Genomic DNA, 25,446 nt, shown 5'->3' with positions numbered 1-25,446 from the left:
ACACGATGACCAGGCGACGGTGGAGCTTACAGACTACGGTGTTCCTCGGCGGCGCGATGCTGATCCTCGTGACGGCGCTGGCCGTGGCCATCCTCTATTCGGCGTCTCTGCAGCGGCGCGGCGAGGAACTCGCGATCGAGCAGCTGAGGACCCGCGGTGAGCTCAGCACAAACCTGCTGGCGCGACAGATGTACGGCACCTGGAGCGACGTGTCGCGGCTCGCCGCGATCATCGACCCCGCCGACGTCGCCGAGGCGCGCCGACAGATCCAGTTCGTGAGCGAGCTCGAGCCGCGCTATGCCTGGCTAGGCATCGCCGACCCCGGCGGTAAGGTGATCGCGAGCAAGGACCGGATGCTGGAAGGACGAAGCGTGGCCGACATGCGCTGGTTCCGGCAGGGTCTCGGGACGCCGACGGCTGTCGATGCCCACGAGTCGGAGGCGCTAGACCGGTTGTCGCAGACCGCTTCGGGATCGTACCGCTTCATTGCCATGTCGGCTCCGCTGATGCGCGACGGCACTCCCGGCGGCGTCATCGGGGCTCAAGTCGATTGGAAGTGGGTGATCGAATCCGTCGCGGCGCTGGCGTCGCGCAACATCGACCTGGTGTTGCTGTCGCGCGAAAGTATCGTGCTGTTCGGGCCGCCGGATCTCGTCGGCAAGCAACTGACGATCGGCTCGGCGCAGGCCGCAAGCCGCGGGGCCTCGGTCGCGCTCATCGAGCGATGGCCCGACGACAAGGACTATTTCACCGTCACCATCCCCACCGTGGGCTACGCCGATCTGCCGAGCTTCGGCTGGTCCGTCCTGGTCCGGCAGGACGCCGTTGCCGCGATGGCCCCGACCCGCCAGTTGGTGCGCTCGTTCTGGTTCAATGTTGCCGGCGGCGTGTTCTCGATTCTGGTCCTGCTCAATTTCGCCGCGCAATGGGTGGCGACGCCGATGCGCCGTCTCGCCCAGGGCGCCGAGACCATGGTGAAAGATCCGTTCTCCGGCCTGCTGGCTCGGGAAACCCGGTACGACGAGGCGACGCGGCTGCGCGACGCCCTGGTCCGGCTTCAGTCGAAGCTGATGGGGAAAGTGCCTGGGCCGCCGGAAGACAGCGGTAGCGGCATATAGCGGCGCCGCAACCAGTGCGAGAACCCCCCTTTTCGGCGCTCGGTGCTGGGTTCCCTGGCGTTCGTTTGATGGCGACGGCCGGCCCCGAGGAAGGCAGGGGAACCGCGCCATCAAAGGAGGCGGGATAAGCCCGCAATTGTGGCACTGCACGCTGTTGCGGCACCCGGTTCCTAGCTGTTAGTACTGCCGCACGCGTCGCCTTGGGCGCGGGTGCATCTCCAGGCATACCAGCACCCGCTCTGCAAGGCCCCCGCCGCGTTGCGAACCGGTATCGGCAGTCTCACCCACGGCAGTTCATGGATTATTTCGCGCAACAGCTCATCAACGGCCTCGTCCTCGGCTCGATCTACGGCCTGATCGCCATCGGCTACACCATGGTTTACGGCATCGTCGGCATGATCAATTTCGCCCATGGCGACATCTTCATGATCGGTGGCTTCATCGCGCTGATCTCCTTCCTGGTGCTGGTATCGCTGGGCCTGACTGCGGTTCCGGTGGTCCTGCTGATCGTGCTGCTGGTGTCGATGGCCATCACGGCGCTCTATGGCTGGACCATCGAACGCGTCGCCTATCGCCCGCTGCGGCACTCGTTCCGCCTGGCGCCCATGCTGTCCGCCATCGGCATGTCGTTCGTGCTCACCAACTATTCGCAGGTGTCGCAGGGCGCGCGCGTCAAGCCGGTGCCGCCGATCATCACCGGCGGCTACACGCTGCACGAGGGCGCGAGCGGCTTCGTCGTCCAGCTCTCCAACATCCAGATCGTGGTGGTCATCACCACCATCGTCCTGCTTGCGCTATTCACCTGGCTGGTATCCCGCACACGGCTCGGCCGCGACATGCGCGCCTGCGAGCAGGATCAGACCATGGCGGCACTGCTCGGCGTCGACGTCGACCGCACCATCTCGATGACCTTCGTGATCGGCGCGGCGCTCGCCGCCGTCGCCGGCATGATGTACCTGCTGTATTACGGCCTGGTCGATTTCTTCATGGGCTTCGTCGCCGGCATCAAGGCGTTCACGGCGGCGGTGCTCGGCGGCATTGGCTCGCTGCCGGGCGCGATGCTCGGAGGCCTCGCGATCGGACTGATCGAGACGTTCTGGTCGGCCTATTTTTCCGTGGAGTACAAGGACGTCGCGGCGTTCTCGATCCTGATCGTGGTGCTGATCTTCATGCCGACCGGCCTGCTCGGCCGCCCCGAAGTCGAAAAAGTCTGAAGATGGAGTCCGCGTGAGCGCGTCCCTTCCCGCCTCGTCGAAAGGCTCCGAACCGGTTGGAGCCGCCTTCATCCTCAGGAAGGCCTTTCTCAGCGCACTGGTCGCTCTCGGCCTGTTCTCCCTGATGGTCGGCGTCCGCACCGAAGCGGGCCAGAGCGGCCAGCTCGTATACTGGACCCGCTTCGGCGACCTCGCCAGCCTGGTTGCGGCGGTGTTCGTCGGCTCGATCGCGGTCGAGCTGCTGCGGCTGTGGCTCGGACCGCGCGGCGGCCTCGGCAGCTTCGTGCCGCCGTCCGTGCAGAGCGGCATGTCGGTCGCCGGCCGCTATCTCGCGCCGGCGCTGCTGATCTTCACCCTCCTGGTGCCGGTGATCTTCTACAATCAGCGTTATATTCTCGACCTCGGCATTTTGGTCCTCACCTACGTCATGCTGGGTTGGGGCCTCAACGTCGTGGTCGGTCTCGCCGGCCTGCTCGACCTCGGCTACGTCGCGTTCTACGCCGTCGGCGCCTATTCCTACGGCCTGCTCTCGACCACCTTCGGCCTGTCGTTCTGGATCTGCCTGCCGCTCGCCGGCATCCTCGCCGCATTCTGGGGCGTGCTGCTCGGCTTTCCGGTGCTGCGGCTGCGCGGTGACTACCTCGCCATCGTCACCCTGGCCTTTGGCGAGATCATCCGCCTCGTCCTCATCAACTGGCAGGACGTGACCGGGGGTCCCAACGGCGTCTCCGGGATTCCGCGACCAACGTTGTTCGGCATTCCGCTCACACCGGGCGAAGGCGGCCTTGCGTCGATGCTCGGCATCCCGTTCTCGCCGACGCATCGCATCGTCTTCCTGTTCTATCTGATCCTGGCGCTGGCCCTCTTGACCAACTGGGTCACCATCCGGCTGCGCCGGCTGCCGATCGGCCGCGCCTGGGAAGCGCTGCGCGAGGACGAGGTCGCCTGCCGCGCGCTCGGCATCAACATCACCACCACCAAGCTGACCGCATTTGCTACCGGCGCGATGTTCGGCGGTTTCGCCGGCGCCTTCTTCGCCACGCGCCAGGGCTTCATCAGCCCGGAATCCTTCACCTTCCAGGAATCGGCGCTGGTGCTCGCCATCGTCGTGCTCGGTGGCATGGGATCGCAGCTCGGCGTGGCGCTGGCGGCGCTCGCCATGATCGGCGGCTTCGAGCTGTTCAGAAGCCTCGAGGACTACCGCATGCTGGTGTTCGGTCTCGCCATGGTGCTGGTGATGATCTGGCGTCCCCGCGGCATTGTCGGCCATCGCGCGCCGACCGTATTCCTGGAGAAATCCAAGAGCATCTCTTCGGACCTCGTCAAGGAAGGCCACGGATGAGCTCCGCTCCCATTCTCGCACTCGAAAACCTCACCATGCGCTTCGGCGGCATCGTCGCCGTCAATGCGCTGTCGTTCACCGCGCAACGCACGCAGATCACGGCCCTGATCGGCCCCAACGGCGCCGGCAAGACCACCGTGTTCAACTGCATCACCGGCTTCTACAAGCCGACCTCCGGCGTCATCCGCCTGACACATGATGACGGCACGCAGTACGAGATGCAGAAGCTGAAGGACTTCAACATCTCCAAACAGGCTAAGGTGGCGCGGACGTTCCAGAACATCCGGCTGTTTCCGGGCATGACGGCGCTCGAGAACCTGATGGTCGCGCAGCACAACGCGCTGATGCGCGCGTCCGGCATGACGCTGCTCGGCCTGCTCGGCGTGCCCTCGTGGCGCGCGGCCGAGCAGAGCGCGATCGACAACGCGGTGTTCTGGCTGAAGCGCGTCGGTCTGATCGACCGCGCCGACGACGCGGCCGGCAATCTGGCCTATGGCGATCAGCGCCGGCTGGAGATCGCGCGTGCGATGTGCACCTCGCCGGCCCTGCTCTGCCTCGACGAACCGGCCGCCGGCCTCAACGCCCGCGAGAGTGCGGCGCTGAGCGAACTGCTGCTGTCGATCCGGGCCGATCACGCCACGTCGATCCTGCTGATCGAGCACGATATGAGCGTCGTCATGGAAATCTCAGACCGCGTCGTCGTGATGGACTATGGCGTCAAGATCGCCGAGGGCACGCCGCGCGAGATCCGCGACGACCCGAAGGTCATCGCCGCCTATCTCGGCACCGATGAGGAAGAGGCCGCAGCCGTGATGGAGGCCGAGGCGTGAGTGCGTCCCTGCTCGCGATCCGCAATCTTCGCGCGTCCTACGGCAAGATCGAAGCGCTGAAGGGCGTCGATCTCGACATCAAGCCCGGCGAGATCGTCGCGCTGATCGGCGCCAACGGCGCCGGCAAGTCGACGCTGATGATGTCGATCTTCGGCCGCCCGCGCGCAAGCTCCGGCAACATCGTCTATGACGGCAACGACATCACGCTGGTGCCGACGCACCAGATCGCGCGTCTGCGCATCGCACAGTCGCCCGAGGGACGCCGCATCTTTCCGCGCATGAGCGTGGCGGAAAACCTGCAGATGGGCGCCGATGCCGGCGAGACGACCGACGCCGAGCGGGCCGGCACGCTGGAGCGCGTGTTTGCGCTGTTTCCCCGGCTGAAGGAGCGCATGGACCAGCGCGGCGGCACGCTGTCCGGCGGCGAGCAGCAGATGCTTGCGATCGGGCGCGCGCTGATGAGCCGGCCGCGCCTGCTGCTTCTGGATGAGCCCTCGCTCGGCCTGGCGCCGCTGATCGCCCGCCAGATTTTCGACGCCATTCGGACACTCAACCGCCAGGACGGCCTCACCGTGCTGATCGTCGAGCAGAACGCCAATCATGCGCTGAAGCTCGCCCATCGCGGCTATGTGCTGGTCAACGGCATGATTACGCTGTCGGGCACCGGCACCGAGCTGCTGCAACGGCCGGAGATCCGCGCCGCCTATCTTGAGGGCGGCCGCCACTGAGGCGGGCCCTCAAAACCCGGCCAGAATGGCCTTAGTCCTTCGTAGGTGTGGTCAAAAATTGCCGGTGACTTCGCCGGAAAATCAGCCACAATGCGCGCGGTCTGCGGCCCGCCGTTCGGGCCGTTCCGTGTCGACCTACCCCCCGCGAGGATTTCTCATGAAACCACTCAAACTCATCGGCTTGGCTCTGGGCGCATCGCTGGCGCTCTCGACCGCAGCTTTCGCCGAAGACATCAACATCGCCGTGGCCGGCCCCATGACCGGCAGTGAATCGGCCTTCGGCCGCCAGATGCAGAACGGCGCCGAGATGGCGGTGGCCGACCTCAATGCCGCCGGCGGCGTGCTCGGCAAGAAGCTCGCACTGCAGGTGGGTGACGATGCCTGCGATCCGAAGCAGGCACGCTCGGTTGCCGAAAAGCTCGCCGGCTCCGGCATTCCGTTCGTCGCCGGCCATTTCTGCTCGTCGTCGTCGATCCCGGCCTCCGAGGCCTATGCCGACAGCAACGTCCTGCAGATCACGCCCGCCTCGACCAACCCGCTGTTCACCGAGCGCAAGCTGTGGAACGTGGCGCGCGTCTGCGGCCGCGACGATCAGCAGGGTCTCGTCGCCGCCAACTACATCGCGAAGAACTTCAAGGGCAAGAACATCGCGATCCTCAACGACAAGACCACCTACGGCAAGGGTCTCGCCGACGAGACCAAGAAGGCGCTGAACAAGGCCGGCGTCACCGAGAAGATGTTCGAATCCTACAACAAGGGCGACAAGGACTTCAACGCGATCGTCTCCCGCTTGAAGCGTGACAACATCGATCTCGTGTATGTCGGCGGCTATCATCAGGAAGCCGGCCTCATCCTGCGCCAGATGCGCGACCAGGGTCTCAAGACCATCCTGATGGCGGGCGACGCGATGAACGACAAGGAGTTCGCCTCGATCACCGGTCCTGCCGCGGAAGGCACGCTGTTCACCTTCGGCCCCGAGCCGCGCAACAAGCCGACCGCGAAGGCGATCGTCGACAAGTTCAAGGCCAAGAACATCGATCCCGAGGGCTACACGCTCTACACCTACGCCGCGATCCAGGTCTGGTCGCAGGCGGTGAAGAAGGCCAATACCACCGACGCCAAGAAGGTGATGGACACCATCAAGGCCGGCGAGTGGGACACGGTGCTGGGCAAGCTCGGCTTCGACGCCAAGGGCGACATCAAGCAGATCGACTACGTCGTCTACAAATGGGACGCCAAGGGCGGCTACGCCGAGCTCGGCGGCAAGGGATCCTGATAGGAACTCCCGCTTCGACCATCAGCTGGATGCAAACGCCCCGGTCATCGACCGGGGCGTCTTGTCGAAGCGCCTGAAGGAAATTGCGAAACTCCGTCATACGGAGAGAAAGTAGCAGGCCGGCTCAGCCGGCACAGGCCGAAAGCGATGCGGCCCCCTTCGCCGCGACTGCCGACCGGGCCGTTTCGACGGCGCGCATCAGCTCCGCCGGGCGGAACGGTTTCTGCAAGTACACGACACGGGTCAGCTCGTCCGACATCGACGCGCCATCGAAGGCGTTCATGCCGGAGACGGCGACCACCGGCACGTCGGGAACCAGCGCACGCATGCTACCGATGAGATCGAGCCCATTGGAATCATCGAGATAGATGTCGACGATGGCCGCATCGAATGCCTGGTCGCGGAACAGCTGCAGTCCGGACGCGGCGGTTCCCGCTTCGACCACGTCGAACTGATTGACGCGCAGCACCATGGAGATCATGGCGCGCACATCCTTCTGATCGTCGACCACCAGAATCCGTGGCATCAACTTCTCCAGAATTTTTCCGTTGGACAGCCTACATCATCGAAGGAAATCGAGCACAACTACCGGTATATTTATCTCATTAGCGGTAAAGGTGCAGTTACTTCTACTATCGACTCATTCTACAGAACGTCTCGATCTGGTACCATACAACCTTCATTAGAACATTGATTTTTATCGCGCACAAGTGGTGACCGCCGCGTTTTGCACGTTGGCTCTGTTGCGCAGGATTCCTGGAGATGCAGAGCATCGAGGATCATCGCGAAATCCTTCTGTCGACGTCCACCGCGACGCGCCGAGACCAGATCGCAGCATTGGCTGCGATTGCGATCTCGACCCTGCTGTTTGCCGCTGCCGCTCCCTTTGCAAAGGTGCAGTTGCCGGCAGTGCCTGCGTTCGTCGCGAGCTACCAATCGGCGTTGGCGCTGAACGATCTCATCACTGCGTTCCTGCTGTTCTCCCAGTTCGTGCTGCTGCGCTCCCGACCGCTGCTGTGGCTGGCCTCCGGTTACCTGTTCACCGCGCCGGCCTCGCTGCTGCATACGCTGGTGTTTCCGGGGCTGTATTCTCACAGCGGCCTGCTCGACGCAGGGCCGCAGACCGCGGTGTGGATCTACATGATCTGGCACGGCGCGTTCCCGCTGTTCGTTCTCGCCTATGCGCTGCACGACCGTGTCCATCCGACACCCGTCAAATCCGTCGCGCTGTCGCTGTCGGTCGCCATTCTCGGCGTGGCGATCGCGCTTGCGGCACTGACCTGGGCGGTGATCGCCCATGATGCAGCGCTGCCCGCGCTCGTCCGCGCCGACGCTGCCACGCCGGCATTGAAGATCGTGGTCGGCGCCATCTGGTGCGTGACGTCGGCTGCCCTGCTCGTGCTGGCGCTGCGCCGGCCGCACAGCATTCTCGACCTCTGGGTCATGGTGGTGCTGTGCGCCTGGCTGTTCGATCTCTCGCTCTCCTCGCTGCTCAACGCCGCCCGATTCGACCTCGGCTACTACGCAGGGCGCATCTACGGCCTGCTGGCAGCGAGCTTCGTGCTTGGCGTCCTGCTCGCGGACAATGTCAGTCTGCAGGCAAGACTCACGCGGCTGTTGCAACGGCAGCGCCGCGAGAGCGAGAGCGAGCGGGCACGCTTCATCGCGCGCGAGCGGCTGTTCAGCGCCGTGGTGGAATCCTCCAGCGACGCCATCATCACGCTGACGCTGCAGGGCAAGATCACATCATGGAACCGCGCTGCCGAACACCTGTTCGGATATCGCGCAGACGAGGCGCTCGGCCACGACATCGGCCTGATCGTGCCCGCGGAACGACGCAGTGAGGTCGATCGCATCCTGAGCCGGATCGGGGACGGCGAGAACATCGAGCATCACGAGACGATCCGCCGCCACAAGGACGGCCACGAGATCGAAGTGTCGCTCGGCGTGTCCCCGATTCTCGACGCGCGTGGCGCGGTCGTCGGCGCCTCCAAGGTCGCGCGCGACATCACCGAGAGCAAGCGCACCCGAACCGCCCTGACCCGTGAGACCGAGGAGCGCCGCCGCATCTTCGAGACCTCGCAGGACCTGATCCTGGTGGCCAACTCCTACGGACAATTGATGCAGGTCAGCCCGAGCGCGGTGGACGTGCTCGGCTACCGGCCGGAGGAGATGGTCGGCCGCAATGCCAGCGACTTCGTCTTTCCGCCCGAGCTCGAGGCGGTCCGTAGCCAGATGCGCGCCTGCCGCCGCGGCCGCGACGTCCACAATTTCGAGGCGCAGCTCCTGCACAAGGAAGGCCGCGGCGTCGTCCTGAACTGGATGGCGAGCTGGTCGGACCCGGTGCAGCGCCACTTCTTCGTCGGCCGCGACCTCACCGAGAAGCGCGCCGCCGAGGCGCAATTCCGCCAGGCGCAGAAGATGGAGGCGGTCGGGCAGCTCACCGGCGGCGTCGCCCACGACTTCAACAACATCCTCACCGTCATCACCGGCAGCATCGGCATTCTTGCCGACGCCGTGTCCGACCGGCCGGAGCTCGCCTCCGTCGCCAAGCTGATCGACGACTCCGCCGACCGCGGCGCGCAGCTCACGCGGCAGTTGCTGGCCTTCGCCCGCAAGCAGCCGCTGCAGCCGACGGATCTCGACGTCAACGCGCTGTTGAACGAGACCGCAGCCTTGCTGCAGCCGACGCTCGGCGCGCAGATCGAGATCGAGCGCACGCTCAGCTCCGATCCATGTACCGCACTGGCCGATCCGAACCAGCTCGCCACCGCGATCGTCAACCTCGCGCTCAATGCACGCGATGCGATGCCGCAGGGCGGAAAGCTGACGCTGGAAACGGCCAACGTCGCGCTCGACCAGGACTATGCCGACGCCCATAGCGAGGTTGCCGTCGGCGATTACGTGATGATCGCCGTCAGCGATACCGGCTGCGGCATCCCGCCCGCCTATCTCGAGAAGGTGTTCGATCCGTTCTTCTCGACCAAGGGCACCGGCAAGGGCACGGGCCTCGGCCTCAGCATGGTGTTTGGCTTCGTCAAGCAGTCGGGCGGCCATATCAAGATCTATAGCGAGGTCGGCCACGGCACCTCGATCAAGCTGTATCTGCCGCACTCGGCGTCCGCTCCGGCCGCCAGCGCGGGCCTGCAGGCGCCGGACGCGCGCGGCGGCAACGAGACGATCCTGATCGTGGAGGACGATCCGCTGGTACGCCAGCACGTGATCGCCCAGGTCGGCAGCCTCGGCTACACCACCCTGGCCGCAGCCAATGCCGCCGAGGCGCTCGACGTGCTGGAGCGCCATCCGGAGATCGACCTGCTGTTCACCGACGTCATCATGCCCGGCGCCATGAACGGCCGCCAGCTCGCCGATGCCGCCCGCGCGCGGCGGCCGTCGCTGCGGACGCTGTTCACCTCGGGCTATACCGAGAATGCGATCGTGCATCACGGCCGCCTCGACGCCGGCGTGCTGCTGCTGCCCAAGCCCTACCGCAAGCCCGAGCTCGCACGCATGATCCGCATCGCGCTGGAGCGATGAAGCAGCGCGCTGTTGCATTGAGCCGCCGCGTCGGCCGCGCTATCCATCCGGCATCATCACCTGCAGCGAGGGCGACCGTGCAGAACCTCCTCACCGACATCCCTGGCTTGCGCGTGGGACACGCCGATGACGCGGCGCTCGCATCCGGCGTCACCGCGATCCTGTTCGATCAGCCGGCGGTCGCCGCGATCGACATCCGCGGCGGCGGGCCTGGGGTGCGCGAGGACGCTCTGCTCGATCCTGCGAATACCGTGGAACGGGTCGACGCCATTGCCCTGTCGGGCGGCTCGGCGTTCGGGCTGGAGGCCGCGAGCGGCATCCAGGCCTGGCTGGCGGAACAGGGGCGCGGCTTTGCCGTGCGCGACGCGCTGATCCCGATCGTCCCCGGCGCGATCATGTTCGACCTCTTGAACGGCGGCAACAAGGCCTGGGGTCGCTACGCGCCCTATCGCGAGCTCGGCTATGCGGCCGCAGCGGCGGCCGACACGACCTTCGCGCTCGGCAGCGTCGGTGCCGGGCTCGGCGCCACCACCGCCAACCTGCAGGGCGGACTTGGCTCGGCGTCAGCGACGACGACAGGCGGCATCAAGGTCGCGGCCGTCGCGGTCGTGAATGCGGTCGGCAGCGTCACGGTCGGCGACGGTCCGTGGTTCTGGGCAGCGCCGTACGAGGTCGACGGCGAGTTCGGCGGCCGCGGCCTGCCGGCCGCCTTCACGCCGGACATGCTGGCGATGCGCATCAAGGGCGGCCCGGCGGCGTCGGCCTCCGAGAACACCACGATCAGCCTCGTCGTGACCGACGCCGTCCTGACCAAGGCGCAGGCCAAGCGGCTCGCGATGATGGCGCAGACCGGCATGGCGCGTGCGATCTATCCGGTGCATCTGCCGCTCGACGGCGACATCGTGTTCGCGGCGGCGACCTGCGCCAGGCCGATCGAGCCGCTGGTCGAGCTGAGCGAGCTCGGCATGGTCGCGGCCAACGTCCTGGCGCGCGCGATCGCCCGCGGCGTCTATCACGCGAGGCCGCTGCCCTTCGCCGGCGCGCTGCCGTCCTGGCAAGGCCGCTTCGGCAGTTGAGCCTACGCGCTGACCGCGGTCGTTGAAGTCGTGGAGGCCGACAGCATGTTGGACTGCCGCTGGATCAGCTTCTCGATCATGTTGTAGGACGAGGTCGCAGCGCTGGACGCGGTGGTGGCCGCCGGCGTCGTCAGCGTCACCTTCGAGCCATCCGCGTAGGTGATCGTGGTGGTGGTCGACCCGTCGCTGTTGGTGGACGAGGAGCTCGAGGCGCCCGACAGCGCCTGCATCAGCGCATCCGCTCCTGCTCCCGACGAATTGCCGCTGCTGCCCGACCCGCCGGAGCCGGCCTGATGACGATGATGGCCACGACCGCTGCCCGCGCCCTTCAGCGCCGATGTCAGCTCGTCCATGCTGACACTGCCGTCGCCGTTGCTGTCGAGCTTGCCGAACACCTTGTCGGCATTGGCGAGGTTGGTGCCACCGGCGCCGAGCGCGTTCTCGAATTCCGACTTCGTGATCTGCCCATCGCCATCGCCGTCGATCTGTGAGAACAGGTCCTGCAGCGGGTTGGTCGAAGAACTCGCCGATGTCGACGATCCCGACTGGCTCTGCGCCGCCAGCAACGCGTTCATCGTCTCCGGCGCGATCTGCCCGGAGCTGCTGCTGCCGGAGCTCGACCATGGGCTGAAATTGCCCGAGTTGCTCGAGCCGCCGCCGTTCAGACTGAACAGGCCACCGCCGGAATTGCCCGATTTGCCGGAACCGGACTTGGTGGATCCCAGCGACTGCAGTCCATCCAGGACCGACGACGCGGCCCCCAGTGCAAGACCCCACATGGCGAAACTCCGAGAAGGCCGCTACGAGCCGCGGCGACAACAATCCTGCGCCTTCCCTCGCAATCGCCGTGCCACCGCCAAACCGCTGATATGTCGGGATATTGCGCCACGTTGCTGACGCCTGAACCCGGCACTTCATGCCGCGCCCGGCAGATTTTTCCTGCCCGCGTTGCCGCAACCGCGCCCGCATGATACGGCGACAATCCCGATCGCACTGGAACAGCCGTCCATGACCCAGCCCTTCACGCCGCGTCCGCTCGTCATCGCGCCTTCGATCCTGGCGTCGGATTTCTCCAAGCTCGGCGAGGAGGTTCGCGCCGTCGATGCCGCCGGCGCCGACTGGATCCATCTCGACGTCATGGACGGCCATTTCGTGCCGAACATTTCCTACGGCCCTGACGTGATCAAGGCGCTGCGCCCGCACACCACCAAGATCTTCGACGCGCATCTGATGATCACGCCGTGCGATCCCTATCTCGAAGCCTTTGCCAAGGCCGGCTGCGACCACATCACGGTCCATGCCGAGGCCGGCCCGCATCTGCATCGCTCGCTGCAGGCGATCCGCGCGCTCGGCAAGAAGGCCGGCGTCTCGCTCAACCCCTCGACGCCGCTCAACGTCATCGAATACGTGCTCGACCTCGTCGACCTCGTGCTGATCATGTCGGTCAACCCCGGCTTCGGCGGCCAGGCATTCATCCCCTCGGCGATCGGCAAGATCCAGGATCTGCGGGCGATGACCGCTGGCCGGCCGATCGATATCGAGGTCGATGGCGGCGTCGGCCGCGACAATGCCGGCGCGCTCGCCGCCGCCGGCGCCAACGCCTTCGTCGCAGGCTCCGCCGTGTTCAAGGGCGGCACGGAGGAGGCCTATCGCAGCAACATCGCCGCGATCCGCAGCGCCGCCACGTTGGCGCGCGGCGAAGCGATCTGAGGCACGCGAGGCGGGATGCACGCGCTCACGCCGCAGCCGCTGACGAAAGCCGCGTTCGCCGCCTTCGGCGACGTCGTCGAGACCGATGGCGCCCAGCCCATCGACATCAACCAGGGCTTTGCCCGCCGCTGCAACGGCCTCGCCGCCATCGACGTCACCTCGGGCGGCGTCGACGTCAATATCAGCCTGTTCGAGGCCAAGCCGCGGCCGCTCCCGATCGAGATCAGGCTGATGGAGCGGCATCCGCTCGGCACCCAGTTGTTCATGCCACTGCAGAACCGGCCTTGGCTGGTGCTGGTCTGCGCCGATCCGCGGGATCCCGCGAGCTACCGCGCCTTCGCCGCCAGCGGACGCCAGGGCGTGAACTACGCGCGCAACGTCTGGCATCATCCGCTGCTGGTGTTCGACGAGGCCTCCCGCTTCATGGTGGTCGACCGCATGAGCCCCGACAATCTCGAGGAGCTGTGGCTCGACCAGCCGCTGTTCCTGAGCATCCCCTGAATCATGGCGCGCGGGCGTGCCGATCCGCGCGCAGGAGAGACGACGATGGACAAGCCGAACTACTTCGTGCCGCAGGGCGGCCACCCGCCGCAGACCGATCTTCTCACCGGACGCGCCGTGTTCACCGAGGCCTACGCCGTGATCCCCAAGGGCGTGATGCGCGACATCGTCACCTCGGCGCTGCCGTTCTGGGACAAGACGCGGACCTGGGTGATCGCGCGTCCCCTCTCCGGCTTCTCGGAGACGTTCTCGCAATACATCGTCGAGGTGTCGCCCGGCGGCGGCAGCACCCAGCCGGAGCCTGATCCCGAGGCCGAAGGCGTGCTGTTCGTCGTCGGGGGCGAAATCGCGCTGACCATCGCCGGCACCGATCATCGCTTGGGCAAGGGCGGCTACGCCTTCCTGCCACCCTCCTGCAAGTGGACGCTGAAGAACGCCAGCGCGGTGCCCGCGACCTTCCACTGGATCCGCAAGGCCTATGAGGCCGTCCCCGGCATCGCCGCGCCGGACGCCTTCGTCACCAACGAGGCGACGACCGCGCCCGTCGGGATGCCCGGCACGGACGGCCGCTGGGCCACCACGCGCTTCGTCGATCCGCTCAACGTCCGCCACGACATGCACGTCAACATCGTCACCTTCGAGCCCGGCGCCGTGATCCCGTTCCTGGAGACGCATGTGATGGAGCACGGACTCTACGTGCTCGAGGGCAAGGCCGTCTACAAGCTCAACCGCGACTGGGTCGAGGTCGAGGCCGGCGACTTCATGTGGCTGCGCGCGTTCTGCCCTCAGGCCTGCTACGCCGGCGGCCCCGGCCGCTTCCGCTATCTGCTCTACAAGGACGCCAACCGCCACATGAAGCTGCGCCCGTTCCGGTGAGGTGAGCCGAACGCCGCAGTGGTGGCGTACTTGCTGCGGGACTGACAGCTTGGAGTTGATCACCCTGCATAGAGCGATACGAAATGATGACCGCATTGGAGCAAAGTCTCGTCAAGCTACGAGGAACCCAGGTCGATGTCTCCGCTGAGGATGCTCCTGACGAAATCGGAGCAGCAGCCGTCGGCTTGAAATTTTCAGACGGCACCATCTTGAAGGCCTTCTACTGGCGCCTCATACAAGACGGCCGCGCTGTGCTGTCGAGCTTCGATCACCGACAGCAATATGGTCTTCCGACCCCCATCGATGCGACGCAGGAAATGTCTAGGCTCCTGCATGGTACATCGTGCAGCGATGCCCGGTTCGACAGAGAAACGGCTGACCTGATCCTGCTCTTTGGCAACTCGATCAAGCTCCAGATCTTGAACTTCACCGCTTACGAAATCTGGCAGATCCACTTTCCAGACGGCTCCGTAGAATACTCGAACTATGCTCTCAGTTGATACGCCCACGGTTCATGCGCACATCGCCCTCGCCGGCGGAAACGGCGCTGAACGGTCGGGCTGAGGTGCCGCCGGCGTAGCGCGCGAACCGCATGGTGAAGGTCTCCTGCCCCGCACTCAAATGCTGTAAGAGAGCAGCCCCCACGACATCCTTCTTCACGCACCGCTGCCACGCCTCACCCTGAGGAGCCCGCCAGAGGCGGGCGTCTCGAAGGGCGAGGCCCCGGACCGGGCCTCATGGTTCGAGACGCGCCTGCGGCGCTCCTCACCATGAGGAGTTGCCTCCTCATCCGCCCGACCCGACCTTCGCCGGCACATCGTCGTCGTCCATCTCCCGCGCGGCAGCGCGCGTGCGGACCACCGTGACGGTGCACCCCGCCTCCGCTGCGACCTTCGCCGAGACGCTGCCGAGCAGCGAACGCAGCACCGAATCGCGACGGGCGCCGATGATGATGTGGTCGACCTGGTTGGCCTCGGCGAACGCGATGATGGTGGCGGCCGGATCGACGGCCTCCAGCACATGCACCGTCAGCCGGCTGGCGTCGAGCTTGAGCGGCGTCGCCCAGTGCTTCAGCGCGACCATGCGGTCGATGTGCTTGTTGTTGCCCTCCTCGTCCAGGGTGCGGTCGATGGTGAGGCGCCCGAGCTTCAGCACGTTGACGCAGGCGAGCCGCGCCGCAGGCAAGGTCGCGAGGATGCGCTGCGCGGTGAGCCGCAGCGCGCCGTTGAGCTCCTCGCCGCCTTCAGCGGTGTCGATCGCGACCGCCACGATCGGACTGGAGGCGATCTGCACCGCGACATCGGATGCTTTCTGTTCCGGCTGCACCAGGCCGCGGTTGAAGCGGCGCCGCCACACGGTGGTGATCGGATCGCGCTTGACCTTCTCCGCGCGCGCCGTGAGCTTGACCTGGTCGGGATGGCCGAGATCGAAGGCAAGCTGCGCCGCGGTCGGGTAGCGCCAGACCGGCTCGATCTCCAGGCAGCGCAGCACGATCTCCTGCAGCCACGGTGGATAGTCCGGCTTCAATTGCCGCGGCGGATAGGGATCGCGCCAGAGACGCCGGCGCATGCCCCGCAGCGTCTCGGTCTCGCCGAACGGCCGCACGCCGGTGGTGAAGAAGTAGAGCAGCACGCCGAGCGAAAAGATGTCGCTGCGCGGATCGCTGCGCGTGCCCATCATGCGCTCGGGCGCCATGTAGGGCGCCGTGCCGTAAGGCAGGCGGAACTCCTCCTGCAAGAGATCCGGCAAGTGCTTGTGGCAGGACAGGCCGTAGTCGATCAGCACCGCCTCCCCCGACGGCCGGAACATGATGCTGGAGGGCTTGATGTCGTGATGGATGACGTGCTGCCGGTGAATATCGGCGAGCGCGGTCGCGATCTTCGCGACCAGCACCCGCGCCTCCTCGTAAGCCAGCGGCAGCTCAGGCAGCCGCTTGTACAGCGTCTCGCCCGGAATCTGCTCGATCACGACATAGGCCTGGGTGGCGAAATCCCCGGTCGCAAAACAGGCCGGCACGTGCGGCCCGGACAGTTTCGGCAGGATCATCTGCTCCATCTCGAAGCTGACGATCGCCGCGGGATCCTCGCCCTCGGAGACGCGCGGCACCTTCATCAGGATGGGACGGTCGATGTCGGGGCGCGTGACGCTCCACAGCGTCGCCATGCCGCCGGAATGCACGCACTCGCCGACCGTGAAGCCGTCGATCACGACGCCCGGCTGAAGTTTCGCTCTTGGCATGCCTCTACCGCCCCATCGAGAGCCGCTGCGCCAGCCAGGGCGGCAGGCCGTTGTCGCGAATGCGCTGCGCCGCCGCGTCGACGTCATAGGGCACGCGGCAATAGGTCAGCTCGCGGGTCTTGGTGTCGAAGGTCACGAACGACGCGGCCGGATCACCGTCGCGCGGCTGGCCGACCGAGCCGACCACGGCCAGCCATTGCCGGCCGCGCAACAGCTGAATGGGCATGTTGGCGGTCGGGGTGAAGCTCGTCATCTTGGCGGTGGCGGACATCGAATATAGCGCCGGACGGTGGATGTGGCCGCAGAACGTCACCTGCGCCTCGGTCGCGATCATGCTGCGCGCGGCATCGGCCGACGACTGCACATAGCGCCAGCGCGGTGGGCTGGACGCCTCCGCATGCACGAACAACCGGTCGTCGTCACCGATGCTCATCGGCAGCTCGGCGAGAAAGCGGCGCTGCTCGGCGCTGAGCCGGCCGCGCGTCCATTCCATGGCTGCCTGCGCCTCGGCATTCATGGTCTCGCTCGCGACCGAGACGGCATTGTCGTGGTTGCCGCGCACCGCCAGCCCGCCCTCGGCGACGATCTCCATGACCGTGTCGACCGACCATTCCGGATCGGCGCCATAGCCGACGATGTCGCCGAGGCAGATGAGACGATCCGCGCCACGCGCACGCGCCACCTCCAGGCAGGCCGCAAAAGCCTGCCGATTGGCATGGATATCGGTGAAAATCGCCAGCAGCACCCGTGTCCTCCCGGTTCCACCGTACAAGTGGGCTTCGCACGGAATTTGAGCAACATCAAACCAGGCGGATCGGAGCTAGGAGTTTTTCGGCGCGGCCGATCCATCGGCGTCACGACGTCGCGTTCTCGCGGCGGACCTCGCCCGAGCTGTGCGATCGCTGTGCCCCATCGAACGAGCGAGAGGGCGCGGGGAATGCCGGGTGAAGGCCTCACCCATGGCCCGCCTGCAGAAAAAAAGCAGGCGGCAGTCACCACAGGTTCAGCCGAACATCCGGCATTCCCCGCGCGACGGTTTTAACGCTTATATCGTGATCTCCCCGGGGACCGGCTTGTTGACCCCGTCATTGACGCAGCGCGCGAGCGCTGGCGTCAGCTTGACCTCGGCACCGGGAGGCCAGGACGACACGACTTCACGTCCGCAGGCCAAGCGCTCGTCTCACGCTAGCCCAGCGTCCATCGCTTCCCCGCCCCACGTGTCGTGACGATCGCGCGCTACGCCCCTCTGCTCGGGACGGGATGATAGCGTATAGCATGATTTCTGAAAAAATGAAATAGATTTCTTGGATGGCGCTTGCTACACGGCGAAATCCGTTCCCGCGTCTCACGCTCCGGAATAACCGATGATTATCGCTGTTTGGAACGAAGTACTTGGTGGTGTCGATCTGATGGTCGATACCGACGGCGTCGATGTGTTGATAGATCAATTGACTAGACTTAAGACGCAAAACAGAAATCACCTGCATATTTATGATGTCGGGCTGACATCTCCTTGGGGACACAAGCAGGTTGCCAAGCAGATCGTCATCAATTGGATTGGCGAACCCGACCTCTTTGAGGAGGAGGAGTCGTAGTCCGTGTGCCCACGCCGGAAGCGGCAGTCGAGTGTCTCACGCGCTCTGTCGGTGAACCCGGATATCGCTTTCGCTCTTCCGGGCTACACGATGATGAAGACCTCGCTGCTGTCATAGTCCCCGCCTCGCATGGTCGATGAGCGCGCGGAGCTTGGGCGCCAAGTTCCGGCGCCTTGGAAAGTACAGGTAGAATCCGGCAAACGGCGCGGAAAAGCTTTCGAGCAGCGGCACCAGTTCGCCACGCGCGACGTAGGGCTGGAACGTCTCCTCCATGCCGAAGGTGATGCCGCCGCCCGCGCATGCGGTGCGGATCATCAACGACATGTCGTTGGTCGTCAGGCTGGGCTTCACCTCGACATTGAAGTCCCTGCCCGCTTCGGTGAACTCCCAGCGATAGGGCGCGACCAGCGGCGCGGGCCGCCAGCCGATGCAGGCATGATGAATCAGGTCCCGCGGGTGCGCCGGCGCGCTGTGTTCTTCCAGATAGCTCGGTGCGGCGAAGGCCAGCTGCCTCTGATCTCCGGACACCGGGACAGCGATCATGTCCTGCGCGATGACTTCTCCGAGGCGCACCCCCGCGTCGTAGTGCTCGGCGACGATGTCGAAGGTGTCGTCGGTGATGGTGATGTCCAGTTCGATCGCGGGACAGGTTTGCATGAACGAGGCCAGCAATGGCCCGGAGATGAAGCGCTCGGCGATGGAGGACACGGCCAGCCGCAGCAGGCCGGACGGCGGCCCGGCCTTGTCGCCGATCTGCTCGGCGGCGGCATTCAGCGCGCCGATCGCCGGCGCGACATCGGCATAGAAACGGCGTCCCGCCTCGGTCAGGCTGAAGCTGCGGGTCGTCCGGCTGACCAGGGAAATCCCGAGATGGTCCTCCAGCCTGCCCATGGCCTGGCTGACGGCAGACCGCGTCACGCCCAGACGGTCCGCGGCAAGGCGGAAGCTGCCGGCCTCGGCGACCGCCACGAACAGCTCGATCATGTTCTTGTCGACCCGCATTGGTTAGATACGCTTACCACCGAGGCAAGCATTGGGCAAATTTTCGTGACAATTCCGGCAACGTAGCATCCGCCCGTCACCAACCGACGGGAGTTGAACATGGACAAAGTCATCCTGATTACCGGGGCGTCGAGCGGCATTGGCGCGGGGATCGCACGAGAGCTGGCCGCCACGGGCGCGCGGCTGCTGCTGGGCGCGCGCCGCCTGGATCGGCTCGAGGCGCTCGCCGCCGAGCTGCACGCGGCCGGCCAAACCGCCGAGGTTCGGGCGCTGGATGTGACCAACCGCGCCGATGTCGCGGCCTTTGCCGAGGCTGCGCGCGCGATGTGGGGGCACGTGGACGTCATGATCAACAATGCCGGCATCATGCCGCTCTCGCCGATGGCCTCGATGAAGGTCGACGAGTGGGATCGCATGGTCGACGTCAACATCAAGGGCGTGCTGAACGGCATCGCGGCGGTGTTGCCCGGCATGCTGGCCCGCGGCTCCGGACACATCATCAACATCGCCTCGATCGGCGCTCTGCAGGTCGTGCCGACCGCCGCAATCTACTGCGCGACCAAGCACGCCGTGCGGGCGATCTCGGACGGGCTCCGGCAGGAGAATGACAAGCTGCGCGTCACCTGCATCCATCCGGGCGTGGTCGAGAGCGAACTCGCCAGCACCATCACGGACGAGACCGCAGCCGAGATGATGCGCAGCTACCGCGCGATTGCCCTGCAGCCGGACGCGATCGGCCGCGCCGTGCGCTATGCCATCCAGCAACCCGACGATGTCGACGTCAACGAGATCGTCGTTCGTCCGACGCGGGCGCCGTGAGGCGCAGGCGGCTCTACCGCAACACCACCTCGAGAAGGTTGGCGAGCCGCGCAGCGGCGAGCGCGGCCTGCTTGCGGGCAAGGTCGCGGGCGTTGGTCTCGTACTCGCGGGTCAATTCGACCGGCTGCTTGTCCGTGCGAACGGGAGCGGCATAGGCCACCGTCTTGGCGAGATCGAAGCTCTCTTGCGCCCACACCGCGGGGTCGATGATCTGCGCCTTGCCGGCGTCGGGCGTGACGGTCGACAGGCCTCCGCGCTGGTCGGCGTCGAAGATCGCGCCGAACACGGTCGAATAGCCGCCGAAGATGCCGTCCCAATAGGCGTGCAGATTCTGCGTCTCGCCGTTGGCGGCGATCACCTGCTCCTCATTGCCGCCGCGGTCGCCGCCTTTGTCGGGAAGCGCGGACGAATAGCGGGCGATGGCGTGCAGCGGCTGGTGCAGATCGCCGACGAGGTGGATGCTCCAGCTGAGGCTGTACGAACGCAGCGGCTCCGAGGCGTCGGTGTTCGCCGGCAGCTTGGCGATCATCAGCTTGAGCTGCGACACCGCATCCACAGCATCAGGGCGCGGCAGCGGCGTGTCGTCGGCCGAGAACAGCGCGTCCTTGTAGTGCCAGTACTGATGCTTGAGGTGGCCGTACGGCACCAGCTGCTTCGCTGTCGAATCCGTCACCTGATCGTCGTAATAGTCCGGCTTCATCTTGATGTCGTCCGGCCAGGTCGCCGCATGCACGAAAGCGTATAGTTTCTCCTGTCCCGCAGGCGCGCCGGCAACCCAGCTGGGGTAGTCGGGATTGAGCTTGAGCAGCGCATCGGCCCGGTCCCGCGTCGCCGGGGATAGCTTCTTGTAGGCCAGATAGGCGATCTGCATGTGGCCCTCGTCCCACCAGGCCAGAGCCGGTCCGGCCGGCCACAACATCAGGGCCAAAAACGCAATCATCAGCTTACGCATCGCGAAGCCCCCCTCGAGATTCAATCAACAAATGAAACGCGCATTCGGCTGGATTACTAGACGATCCTGAGCCTAGCTTGAATGGAGAAAGTTGGCAATTTCACCGCTTGCGCCGCGGTCATTTTCCGCCGTCATTGCGAGCGCAGCGAAGCATCCAGGGCTGCGAACTGGACCCTGGATTGCTTCGTCGCTTCGCTCCTCGCAATGACGGTGGCGAGTTATCGACTCTCCGCTGGGAGGCTCTTCCGCGTCGCCCCGTTCACTGCTCATCCTTCGGCGGCATGCGCGGCGGCAGAAGTGGCGTGAACGAGACGCCGTCGCCGGCGTTCTTGGCGGCCTTGAACTCGCCGGTGGAGGGATCCCCGCCAGCGGTCTCGATGATGGTCTTCGGCAGGATGTATTCGCGCGCGGCGTCGATGACGCCGCCGTCGCCGGTGCCGAAATCAGCGGCGCGGCCGCCCTGCGGATGGCCGGCCGCGATCTGGTCGGCGGCGTGCTGGGCCTTGTCGGCAAGTGTGTCGCTGTAGGGAATGCGATAGGCGCGCGGCACGCCGCTCGGACGGTTGTCGTCGTCCAGCGCCTCGACCCACAGATAGACCGCGCCGGGATCGCCCTCGACGGAGTGCGGATCGACGATCCGCACCTGCAGCACCTTGAAGCTCCGCGGCAGCCGGTCGACGCTGGCCCAGCCGAGCAGGCCGCGGGCGCCGACGAAGCTGCCGACATAGAACGCGCTGGTGATGATCACCGCCACCGCCTTCACCTGCCATGGCAGTCTTGCATAGACCAGCACCAGCAAGAGCAGCGCGCCGATCAGCGCGTAGCACACGGACAGCGTGACGATGACGGTCTGCAGATTGCTCGTCATCGCCTGATCATCCTGACACCGGTCTTGGGGTCGAGGTCGGCGCCGTTGGCGCGGACGTTCCGGAACGTCTCCAGCAGCGACTTGGGCCGCCGCTGGACGTCGATCACCTTGCCTTCCGCATTGAGCTTGAAGCGCAACGCCGTCTTCTCGTCGCCGGAGTGGTCGAGCACGACCTTGTCGTCGAAGATCACCTGCGCGGTCGGGTTGAGCTTCTGCACCTTCACGGTGGCCTCGACCGGCGCGCCGCTGACGTTCTGGAAATGCGAGATGTTGACGGTGTATTCGCCGGCGACGATGCCTCTGATCGTGACGATCTCCTCGCGGATCGGCGACGGGATCTTCAGGCCGTTGACCAGGATGAAATCGTTGGCGCCGCCGCGGTCGTCGCGGTCGAGCGTGAGGAAGCCGGCCTCGCGATGCCGGTACCAGGCGATGTTGCCGACGGGGTCCTGCACGAACAGGTCGAGATCGTCGGGATGGTTGTCCGGCCAGTCCATCGTGATCAGGAACTCGGCCTTGCTGTCCACCTTGCCGTCCTTGGCGTCCGGCGAGATCGCGAGCACCGCGATGAAGAAGAAGAACGCGACGATCTGCAGCGCCTTGAACAGCATCACGCTGAACGGGTCGAACTGCTCCTCGCGCGGATAGAGTCCGAAATCGTCCATCATGCGCCCTGCTCCGGCGCGCGATCCATCGCGCGCTCGAGCCGCGGCGTCACCCGCGTCTCGGTGAGCATGACCGCGTCCGAGAACACGCGCCCGGTCGCCGCATCCAGCATGTAGTACTGGATGCGCACCAGGATCGAGCCCACGAGGCCGGCGAGCGTCGTGTACATCGCTACGGCCATGCCGTCGCTCATCAATCCCATCGAGGATTTCATTGCCAACTTGTCGTTGATGTCGAGACCGGCAATCGGCGCCAGCATGATGATGAAGCCGATGATGGTGCCGAGCAGGCCGAGCTTCATCAGCGTGTCCGAGGCGAAGCCGCCGAAGCCGTTGGAGCCGCGCAGGCGGTCGGCGAGCGTCCGCAGAAGCAAGGTCTGGTCGAGACGCCCTGCCCCTTGCGTTTGCGCCTTGGTGACGAGGCTGCGAATGTGGTTGGTGACGAGCCCTTTGGGAAGCAACTGCGAATCAGGTTCGAGCGCGCGCGCCGCATCGGGCCCGATCAGCACGGCCCTGCAGCGCCGCGCCGCATCCGCCTCGCGCGCGATCGCCCTGGTGCGCCAGAAGCAATGGCAGCAGGTCACGACGTAGAGCACAGCGATGACGCTGGAGATGTAGGTTCGGTCGGAGGCGACCATCAGGTGGAAATAGCCATAGCGGGCGAGCACCACGGCGGCGAATATCGTGAGGCCGGTGAAGATCATCCAGAGCAGCAGCGGCCCGCGCTCGGCGCTATCGCGCGCAGGTTCCACCCGATCGGCACTGCTGATCACGCTCATGCAAGACCTCCCGATGCGCGCCTTTTCGTTCGGCGCTTCGCAGAGGGAGTTAAGCAGAGCGGCGGAACAGCGTCCAAAGACATCTGCCTCGAGGCGCTCGGGAAAATTTCCCAACCTGCGGCTTGCTGCAGTGCATTTACTTGGCGGAGCACCAGCCCATTGTTACGCTGCGGCAAAAGCCGTGGAGAGGATCGCATGCGTCTCGTGCTCCAGCTCATTGCGCGCCTCGCGCTGATCGTGCTGCTGTGTCTGGCCGCCGCGGCCGTATGGGTCACCATCGACGCCTATCGCAGCGTCGACCGCGCCACCGCGGCATCGGCCGACCGGGTCTCGCAGGCGCTGGAGGCGCTGTATTGGCGCGAGCTGCTGCTGCGCGGCAACCGGTCGCGCGAGCGGCTGCTGCCGCTGCCCGACTGGCGCACGACCGAGACCATGAAGCTGATCGCGCCCGGCATCTGCGTGCAGCTCAAGCCCGAGGCCGCCTTCGAAAAGCCGCTGTGCGGCCAGAGCAAGGGCCTCGGCGCCGCGCCGCCGCGCTGGTTCTCAGGCGCCGTGGAAGCCATCCTCGGCGATCACGCGGCGGTCGCGCAGCCGATCAGCGCGCGCTCCACCACGGCGGGAACCGTTTCGGCGATCGCCGATCCCGATGCGGCGATCCAGCTCGCCTGGCTGCGTATCCAGGACAGTTTTGGCGTGGCGCTGGCGATGGCAATCGCGATCGGCGTGCTGGCCTCGCTGGCGATCGCGCATGCGCTGGCGCCGGCGCGCAGCATCGTCCAGGCCCTGCAGCGGATGGCCGAGGGCGACCATCGCCCCGCACTGCCGCGCTTCCGTTCGATGGAGCTCGCGATGATCGGCCGCGCCGTCGGCGAGCTCGGCGACCGGCTGTCCCAGGCCAACGAGCAGCGCGCCGCGCTCACCGAGCGCCTGCTCGACATCCGCGACGAGGAGCGGCGGGCGCTGGCGCGCGAGCTGCACGACGAATTCGGGCAGAACCTCACGGCCATCCTCGCCTTTGCCTCGACGATCGAGAGCACCGGCAGCGGCCGCAACGATCAGGTCGCGCAGGATGCGCGCATGATCACGCAGTCCGTCAGCCATCTGATGGCCTGCCTGCGCGGCACCTTGAGCCGGCTGCGCCGTCCGCTCACCGAAGAGCTCGGCCTCGCCGCAGGCCTGATCGCGCTGACCGAGAACTATCAGCATGCCGCGCGACCCGCGATCCGGCTCGACCTGCACGGCGATCTCGCCGACATCCAGGGCCCGGTCGCGGTCACCGCCTATCGCATGGCGCAGGAATGCCTGACCAATGCGCTCCGCCACACCAGCGCGAGCGAGGTGTCGTTGCGGGTCGAGCGCCGTCAGGGTCCGGAGAGCGCGCTCGTGATCTCGGTCGAGGACGACGGCGGCGGCGATGCGACGTTGCTGGCGCAATCGCGCGGCTTCGGCCTGACCGGAATCCGCGAGCGCATCGCCGCCGTCGGCGGTTCGCTGTCGATCGGCCCGGCCGCGCGCGGGCTCAGCGTCTCCGCGACAATTCCACTGGCCGCCTGAGATAACGGGGATGCCCGAGCGCACAGGCATTTCGATCCTGCTGGTCGACGACCACCCGGTGGTCCGGCAAGGCTATCGCCGCGTGCTGGAGAGCCAGGAGGGATTTCGCGTCATCGCCGAGGCCGACAGCGCCGCGGCGGCCTATGCCGCGTTCAAGGCGCATGCGCCCGACGTGGTCGTGCTCGACATCTCGATGAAGGGGGCCAGCGGGCTGGAGGCGATCCGCAACATCCGCGCCCGCGACAATCGCGCCTGCATCCTGGTGTTCTCGATGCATGGCGAGGCGCCGCTGGTGAAGGCGGCGTTCGCCGCCGGCGCCAGCGGCTTCGTCACCAAGAGCAGCGAGCCGTCGGCGCTGGTCCGCGCCATCCGCATGGTGATCGCCGGCGGGCGCGCGCTCAGCGACGACGTCGCCCATGTGCTGGCCGCCGACAGCCTCGATCCGCAGCAGACCGTGCTGGATCGGTTGGGCGAACGCGAGATCGAGATCCTGCGCCAGTTCGCCTCGGGCCTGACCACCGAGCAGATCGCCGCCAACCTGCATCTCAGCGTCAAGACGGTGCAGAACTATCATTACCTGGTGAAGGCGAAGACGGGATTGCAGACAGATGCGCAGCTCGTGCGGCTGGCGGTCACAAGCGGGCTGACGGATTTGTAGAGGCTCAACCCCTCACGGCGCTCAAGCTTTATCCGCCCGTCATTGCGAGCGCAGTGTTCAGCCCGGGGACATGGCTGACAGGTGTTCGGAGACATGGTTGACACCTCA

At 66.0% G+C, this 25,446-nt stretch carries 26 protein-coding genes; 16 read left to right on the top strand and 10 right to left on the bottom strand.

The annotated features are described in order from the left end of the window. Positions 1-5: 5 nt before the first annotated feature. The 6 genes from ACQR1D_RS10455 (at position 6) to ACQR1D_RS10430 (ending at position 6,508) form a co-directional block, all read left to right on the top strand. Positions 6-1,118 carry a hypothetical protein gene (locus ACQR1D_RS10455; protein WP_434838426.1) on the top strand — a complete coding sequence of 371 codons (1,113 nt, stop codon included), beginning with the start codon at positions 6-8 and terminating at the stop codon, positions 1,116-1,118. Between the two features lie 296 nt (positions 1,119-1,414). Then, the gene (locus ACQR1D_RS10450) at positions 1,415-2,332 is read left to right on the top strand and encodes an ABC transporter permease subunit (protein WP_434838427.1); all 918 of its coding nucleotides are present in this window, start codon (positions 1,415-1,417) and stop codon (positions 2,330-2,332) included. Positions 2,333-2,345: 13 nt separating this feature from the next. Further along, positions 2,346-3,674: a high-affinity branched-chain amino acid ABC transporter permease LivM gene (livM, locus tag ACQR1D_RS10445; protein WP_434838428.1), complete on the top strand. Its 1,329-nt coding sequence runs from the start codon at positions 2,346-2,348 to the stop codon at positions 3,672-3,674. Further along, complete coding sequence (locus ACQR1D_RS10440) at positions 3,671-4,504, top strand: ABC transporter ATP-binding protein (protein ID WP_434838429.1); 834 nt, start codon at positions 3,671-3,673, stop codon at positions 4,502-4,504. Before livM ends, ACQR1D_RS10440 begins: the two co-directional genes overlap by 4 nt. Next, complete coding sequence (locus ACQR1D_RS10435) at positions 4,501-5,232, top strand: ABC transporter ATP-binding protein (protein WP_434838430.1); 732 nt, start codon at positions 4,501-4,503, stop codon at positions 5,230-5,232. The genes ACQR1D_RS10440 and ACQR1D_RS10435 overlap by 4 nt, the downstream gene beginning before the upstream one ends. 157 nt (positions 5,233-5,389) lie before the next feature. Further along, positions 5,390-6,508 (top strand): branched-chain amino acid ABC transporter substrate-binding protein, encoded by a 1,119-nt coding sequence (locus tag ACQR1D_RS10430; protein ID WP_315737407.1) that lies wholly within the window; start codon positions 5,390-5,392, stop codon positions 6,506-6,508. A 124-nt stretch (positions 6,509-6,632) separates the two neighbouring features. Here ACQR1D_RS10430 and ACQR1D_RS10425 read toward each other — a convergent pair whose 3' ends face one another. Beyond that, positions 6,633-7,034: a response regulator gene (locus ACQR1D_RS10425; RefSeq protein ID WP_315801147.1), complete on the bottom strand. Its 402-nt coding sequence runs from the start codon at positions 7,032-7,034 to the stop codon at positions 6,633-6,635. Between the two features lie 236 nt (positions 7,035-7,270). Between ACQR1D_RS10425 and ACQR1D_RS10420 the strand changes: the two genes are divergently transcribed. After that, positions 7,271-10,045 (top strand): PAS domain S-box protein, encoded by a 2,775-nt coding sequence (locus ACQR1D_RS10420; RefSeq protein WP_434838431.1) that lies wholly within the window; start codon positions 7,271-7,273, stop codon positions 10,043-10,045. A 77-nt stretch (positions 10,046-10,122) separates the two neighbouring features. After that, positions 10,123-11,121 carry a P1 family peptidase gene (locus ACQR1D_RS10415; protein WP_434838432.1) on the top strand — a complete coding sequence of 333 codons (999 nt, stop codon included), beginning with the start codon at positions 10,123-10,125 and terminating at the stop codon, positions 11,119-11,121. A gap of 2 nt (positions 11,122-11,123) precedes the next feature. On the opposite strand, the gene ACQR1D_RS10410 is transcribed toward ACQR1D_RS10415, so the two are convergent. Continuing rightward, positions 11,124-11,900: an EF-hand domain-containing protein gene (locus ACQR1D_RS10410; protein WP_434838433.1), complete on the bottom strand. Its 777-nt coding sequence runs from the start codon at positions 11,898-11,900 to the stop codon at positions 11,124-11,126. 229 nt (positions 11,901-12,129) lie between these two features. Between ACQR1D_RS10410 and rpe the strand changes: the two genes are divergently transcribed. From rpe to ACQR1D_RS10390, 4 genes are all read left to right on the top strand, one after another. Next, on the top strand, positions 12,130-12,831 hold the full coding sequence (gene rpe / locus ACQR1D_RS10405) for a ribulose-phosphate 3-epimerase (RefSeq protein ID WP_315801151.1): 702 nt from the start codon (positions 12,130-12,132) through the stop codon (positions 12,829-12,831). Between the two features lie 15 nt (positions 12,832-12,846). Continuing rightward, positions 12,847-13,332, top strand: a complete 486-nt coding sequence (locus ACQR1D_RS10400; protein WP_434838434.1) for an ureidoglycolate lyase — start codon at positions 12,847-12,849, stop codon at positions 13,330-13,332. 45 nt (positions 13,333-13,377) lie between these two features. Continuing rightward, positions 13,378-14,208, top strand: a complete 831-nt coding sequence (locus tag ACQR1D_RS10395) for a bifunctional allantoicase/(S)-ureidoglycine aminohydrolase (RefSeq protein ID WP_434838435.1) — start codon at positions 13,378-13,380, stop codon at positions 14,206-14,208. An 83-nt stretch (positions 14,209-14,291) separates the two neighbouring features. Beyond that, complete coding sequence (locus ACQR1D_RS10390; protein ID WP_434838436.1) at positions 14,292-14,708, top strand: hypothetical protein; 417 nt, start codon at positions 14,292-14,294, stop codon at positions 14,706-14,708. Here the strand turns inward: ACQR1D_RS10390 and ACQR1D_RS10385 are convergent. The 3 genes from ACQR1D_RS10385 to ACQR1D_RS10375 form a co-directional block, all read right to left on the bottom strand. After that, positions 14,701-14,868 (bottom strand): hypothetical protein, encoded by a 168-nt coding sequence (locus ACQR1D_RS10385; RefSeq protein ID WP_434838437.1) that lies wholly within the window; start codon positions 14,866-14,868, stop codon positions 14,701-14,703. The two genes, ACQR1D_RS10390 and ACQR1D_RS10385, sit on opposite strands and share 8 nt — an antisense overlap. A gap of 126 nt (positions 14,869-14,994) precedes the next feature. Then, positions 14,995-16,446 carry a serine/threonine protein kinase gene (locus tag ACQR1D_RS10380; protein WP_434838438.1) on the bottom strand — a complete coding sequence of 484 codons (1,452 nt, stop codon included), beginning with the start codon at positions 16,444-16,446 and terminating at the stop codon, positions 14,995-14,997. A gap of 4 nt (positions 16,447-16,450) precedes the next feature. After that, complete coding sequence (locus ACQR1D_RS10375; RefSeq protein ID WP_434838439.1) at positions 16,451-17,191, bottom strand: metallophosphoesterase family protein; 741 nt, start codon at positions 17,189-17,191, stop codon at positions 16,451-16,453. A gap of 619 nt (positions 17,192-17,810) precedes the next feature. On the opposite strand from ACQR1D_RS10375, the gene ACQR1D_RS10370 reads away from it, so the two are divergent. After that, the gene (locus tag ACQR1D_RS10370) at positions 17,811-18,041 is read left to right on the top strand and encodes a hypothetical protein (RefSeq protein WP_315801156.1); all 231 of its coding nucleotides are present in this window, start codon (positions 17,811-17,813) and stop codon (positions 18,039-18,041) included. A gap of 111 nt (positions 18,042-18,152) precedes the next feature. On the opposite strand, the gene ACQR1D_RS10365 is transcribed toward ACQR1D_RS10370, so the two are convergent. Further along, positions 18,153-19,043, bottom strand: coding sequence for a LysR family transcriptional regulator (locus ACQR1D_RS10365; RefSeq protein WP_434838440.1), 891 nt, complete (start codon positions 19,041-19,043; stop codon positions 18,153-18,155). Between the two features lie 99 nt (positions 19,044-19,142). On the opposite strand from ACQR1D_RS10365, the gene ACQR1D_RS10360 reads away from it, so the two are divergent. Continuing rightward, a complete protein-coding gene (locus tag ACQR1D_RS10360) occupies positions 19,143-19,862 on the top strand; it encodes an SDR family oxidoreductase (protein ID WP_434838441.1) in 720 nt (239 codons plus the stop codon). Between the two features lie 13 nt (positions 19,863-19,875). Here the strand turns inward: ACQR1D_RS10360 and ACQR1D_RS10355 are convergent, their stop codons facing one another. The 4 genes from ACQR1D_RS10355 to ACQR1D_RS10340 form a co-directional block, all read right to left on the bottom strand. Beyond that, positions 19,876-20,814 (bottom strand): S1/P1 nuclease, encoded by a 939-nt coding sequence (locus ACQR1D_RS10355; RefSeq protein ID WP_434838442.1) that lies wholly within the window; start codon positions 20,812-20,814, stop codon positions 19,876-19,878. A gap of 259 nt (positions 20,815-21,073) precedes the next feature. Continuing rightward, a complete protein-coding gene (locus ACQR1D_RS10350; RefSeq protein ID WP_434838443.1) occupies positions 21,074-21,682 on the bottom strand; it encodes a hypothetical protein in 609 nt (202 codons plus the stop codon). Then, on the bottom strand, positions 21,679-22,350 hold the full coding sequence (locus ACQR1D_RS10345) for a hypothetical protein (RefSeq protein WP_316183106.1): 672 nt from the start codon (positions 22,348-22,350) through the stop codon (positions 21,679-21,681). Before ACQR1D_RS10345 ends, ACQR1D_RS10350 begins: the two co-directional genes overlap by 4 nt. Further along, positions 22,347-23,126, bottom strand: a complete 780-nt coding sequence (locus ACQR1D_RS10340) for a MotA/TolQ/ExbB proton channel family protein (RefSeq protein ID WP_434838444.1) — start codon at positions 23,124-23,126, stop codon at positions 22,347-22,349. Before ACQR1D_RS10340 ends, ACQR1D_RS10345 begins: the two co-directional genes overlap by 4 nt. Before the next feature lie 195 nt (positions 23,127-23,321). Here ACQR1D_RS10340 and ACQR1D_RS10335 point away from each other — a divergent pair, with 195 nt between their 5' ends. Next, positions 23,322-24,680, top strand: a complete 1,359-nt coding sequence (locus tag ACQR1D_RS10335; RefSeq protein WP_434838445.1) for a histidine kinase — start codon at positions 23,322-23,324, stop codon at positions 24,678-24,680. 10 nt (positions 24,681-24,690) lie between these two features. Beyond that, entirely contained in the window at positions 24,691-25,338 is a 648-nt protein-coding gene (locus ACQR1D_RS10330; RefSeq protein ID WP_434838446.1) for a response regulator, read from the top strand. The last annotated feature ends 108 nt before the right edge of the window (positions 25,339-25,446 follow it).

Source organism: Bradyrhizobium sp. HKCCYLRH2047 (assembly GCF_051168175.1).
Lineage (GTDB): Bacteria > Pseudomonadota > Alphaproteobacteria > Rhizobiales > Xanthobacteraceae > Bradyrhizobium.
This window is presented reverse-complemented; position numbering and strand designations above follow the sequence as displayed.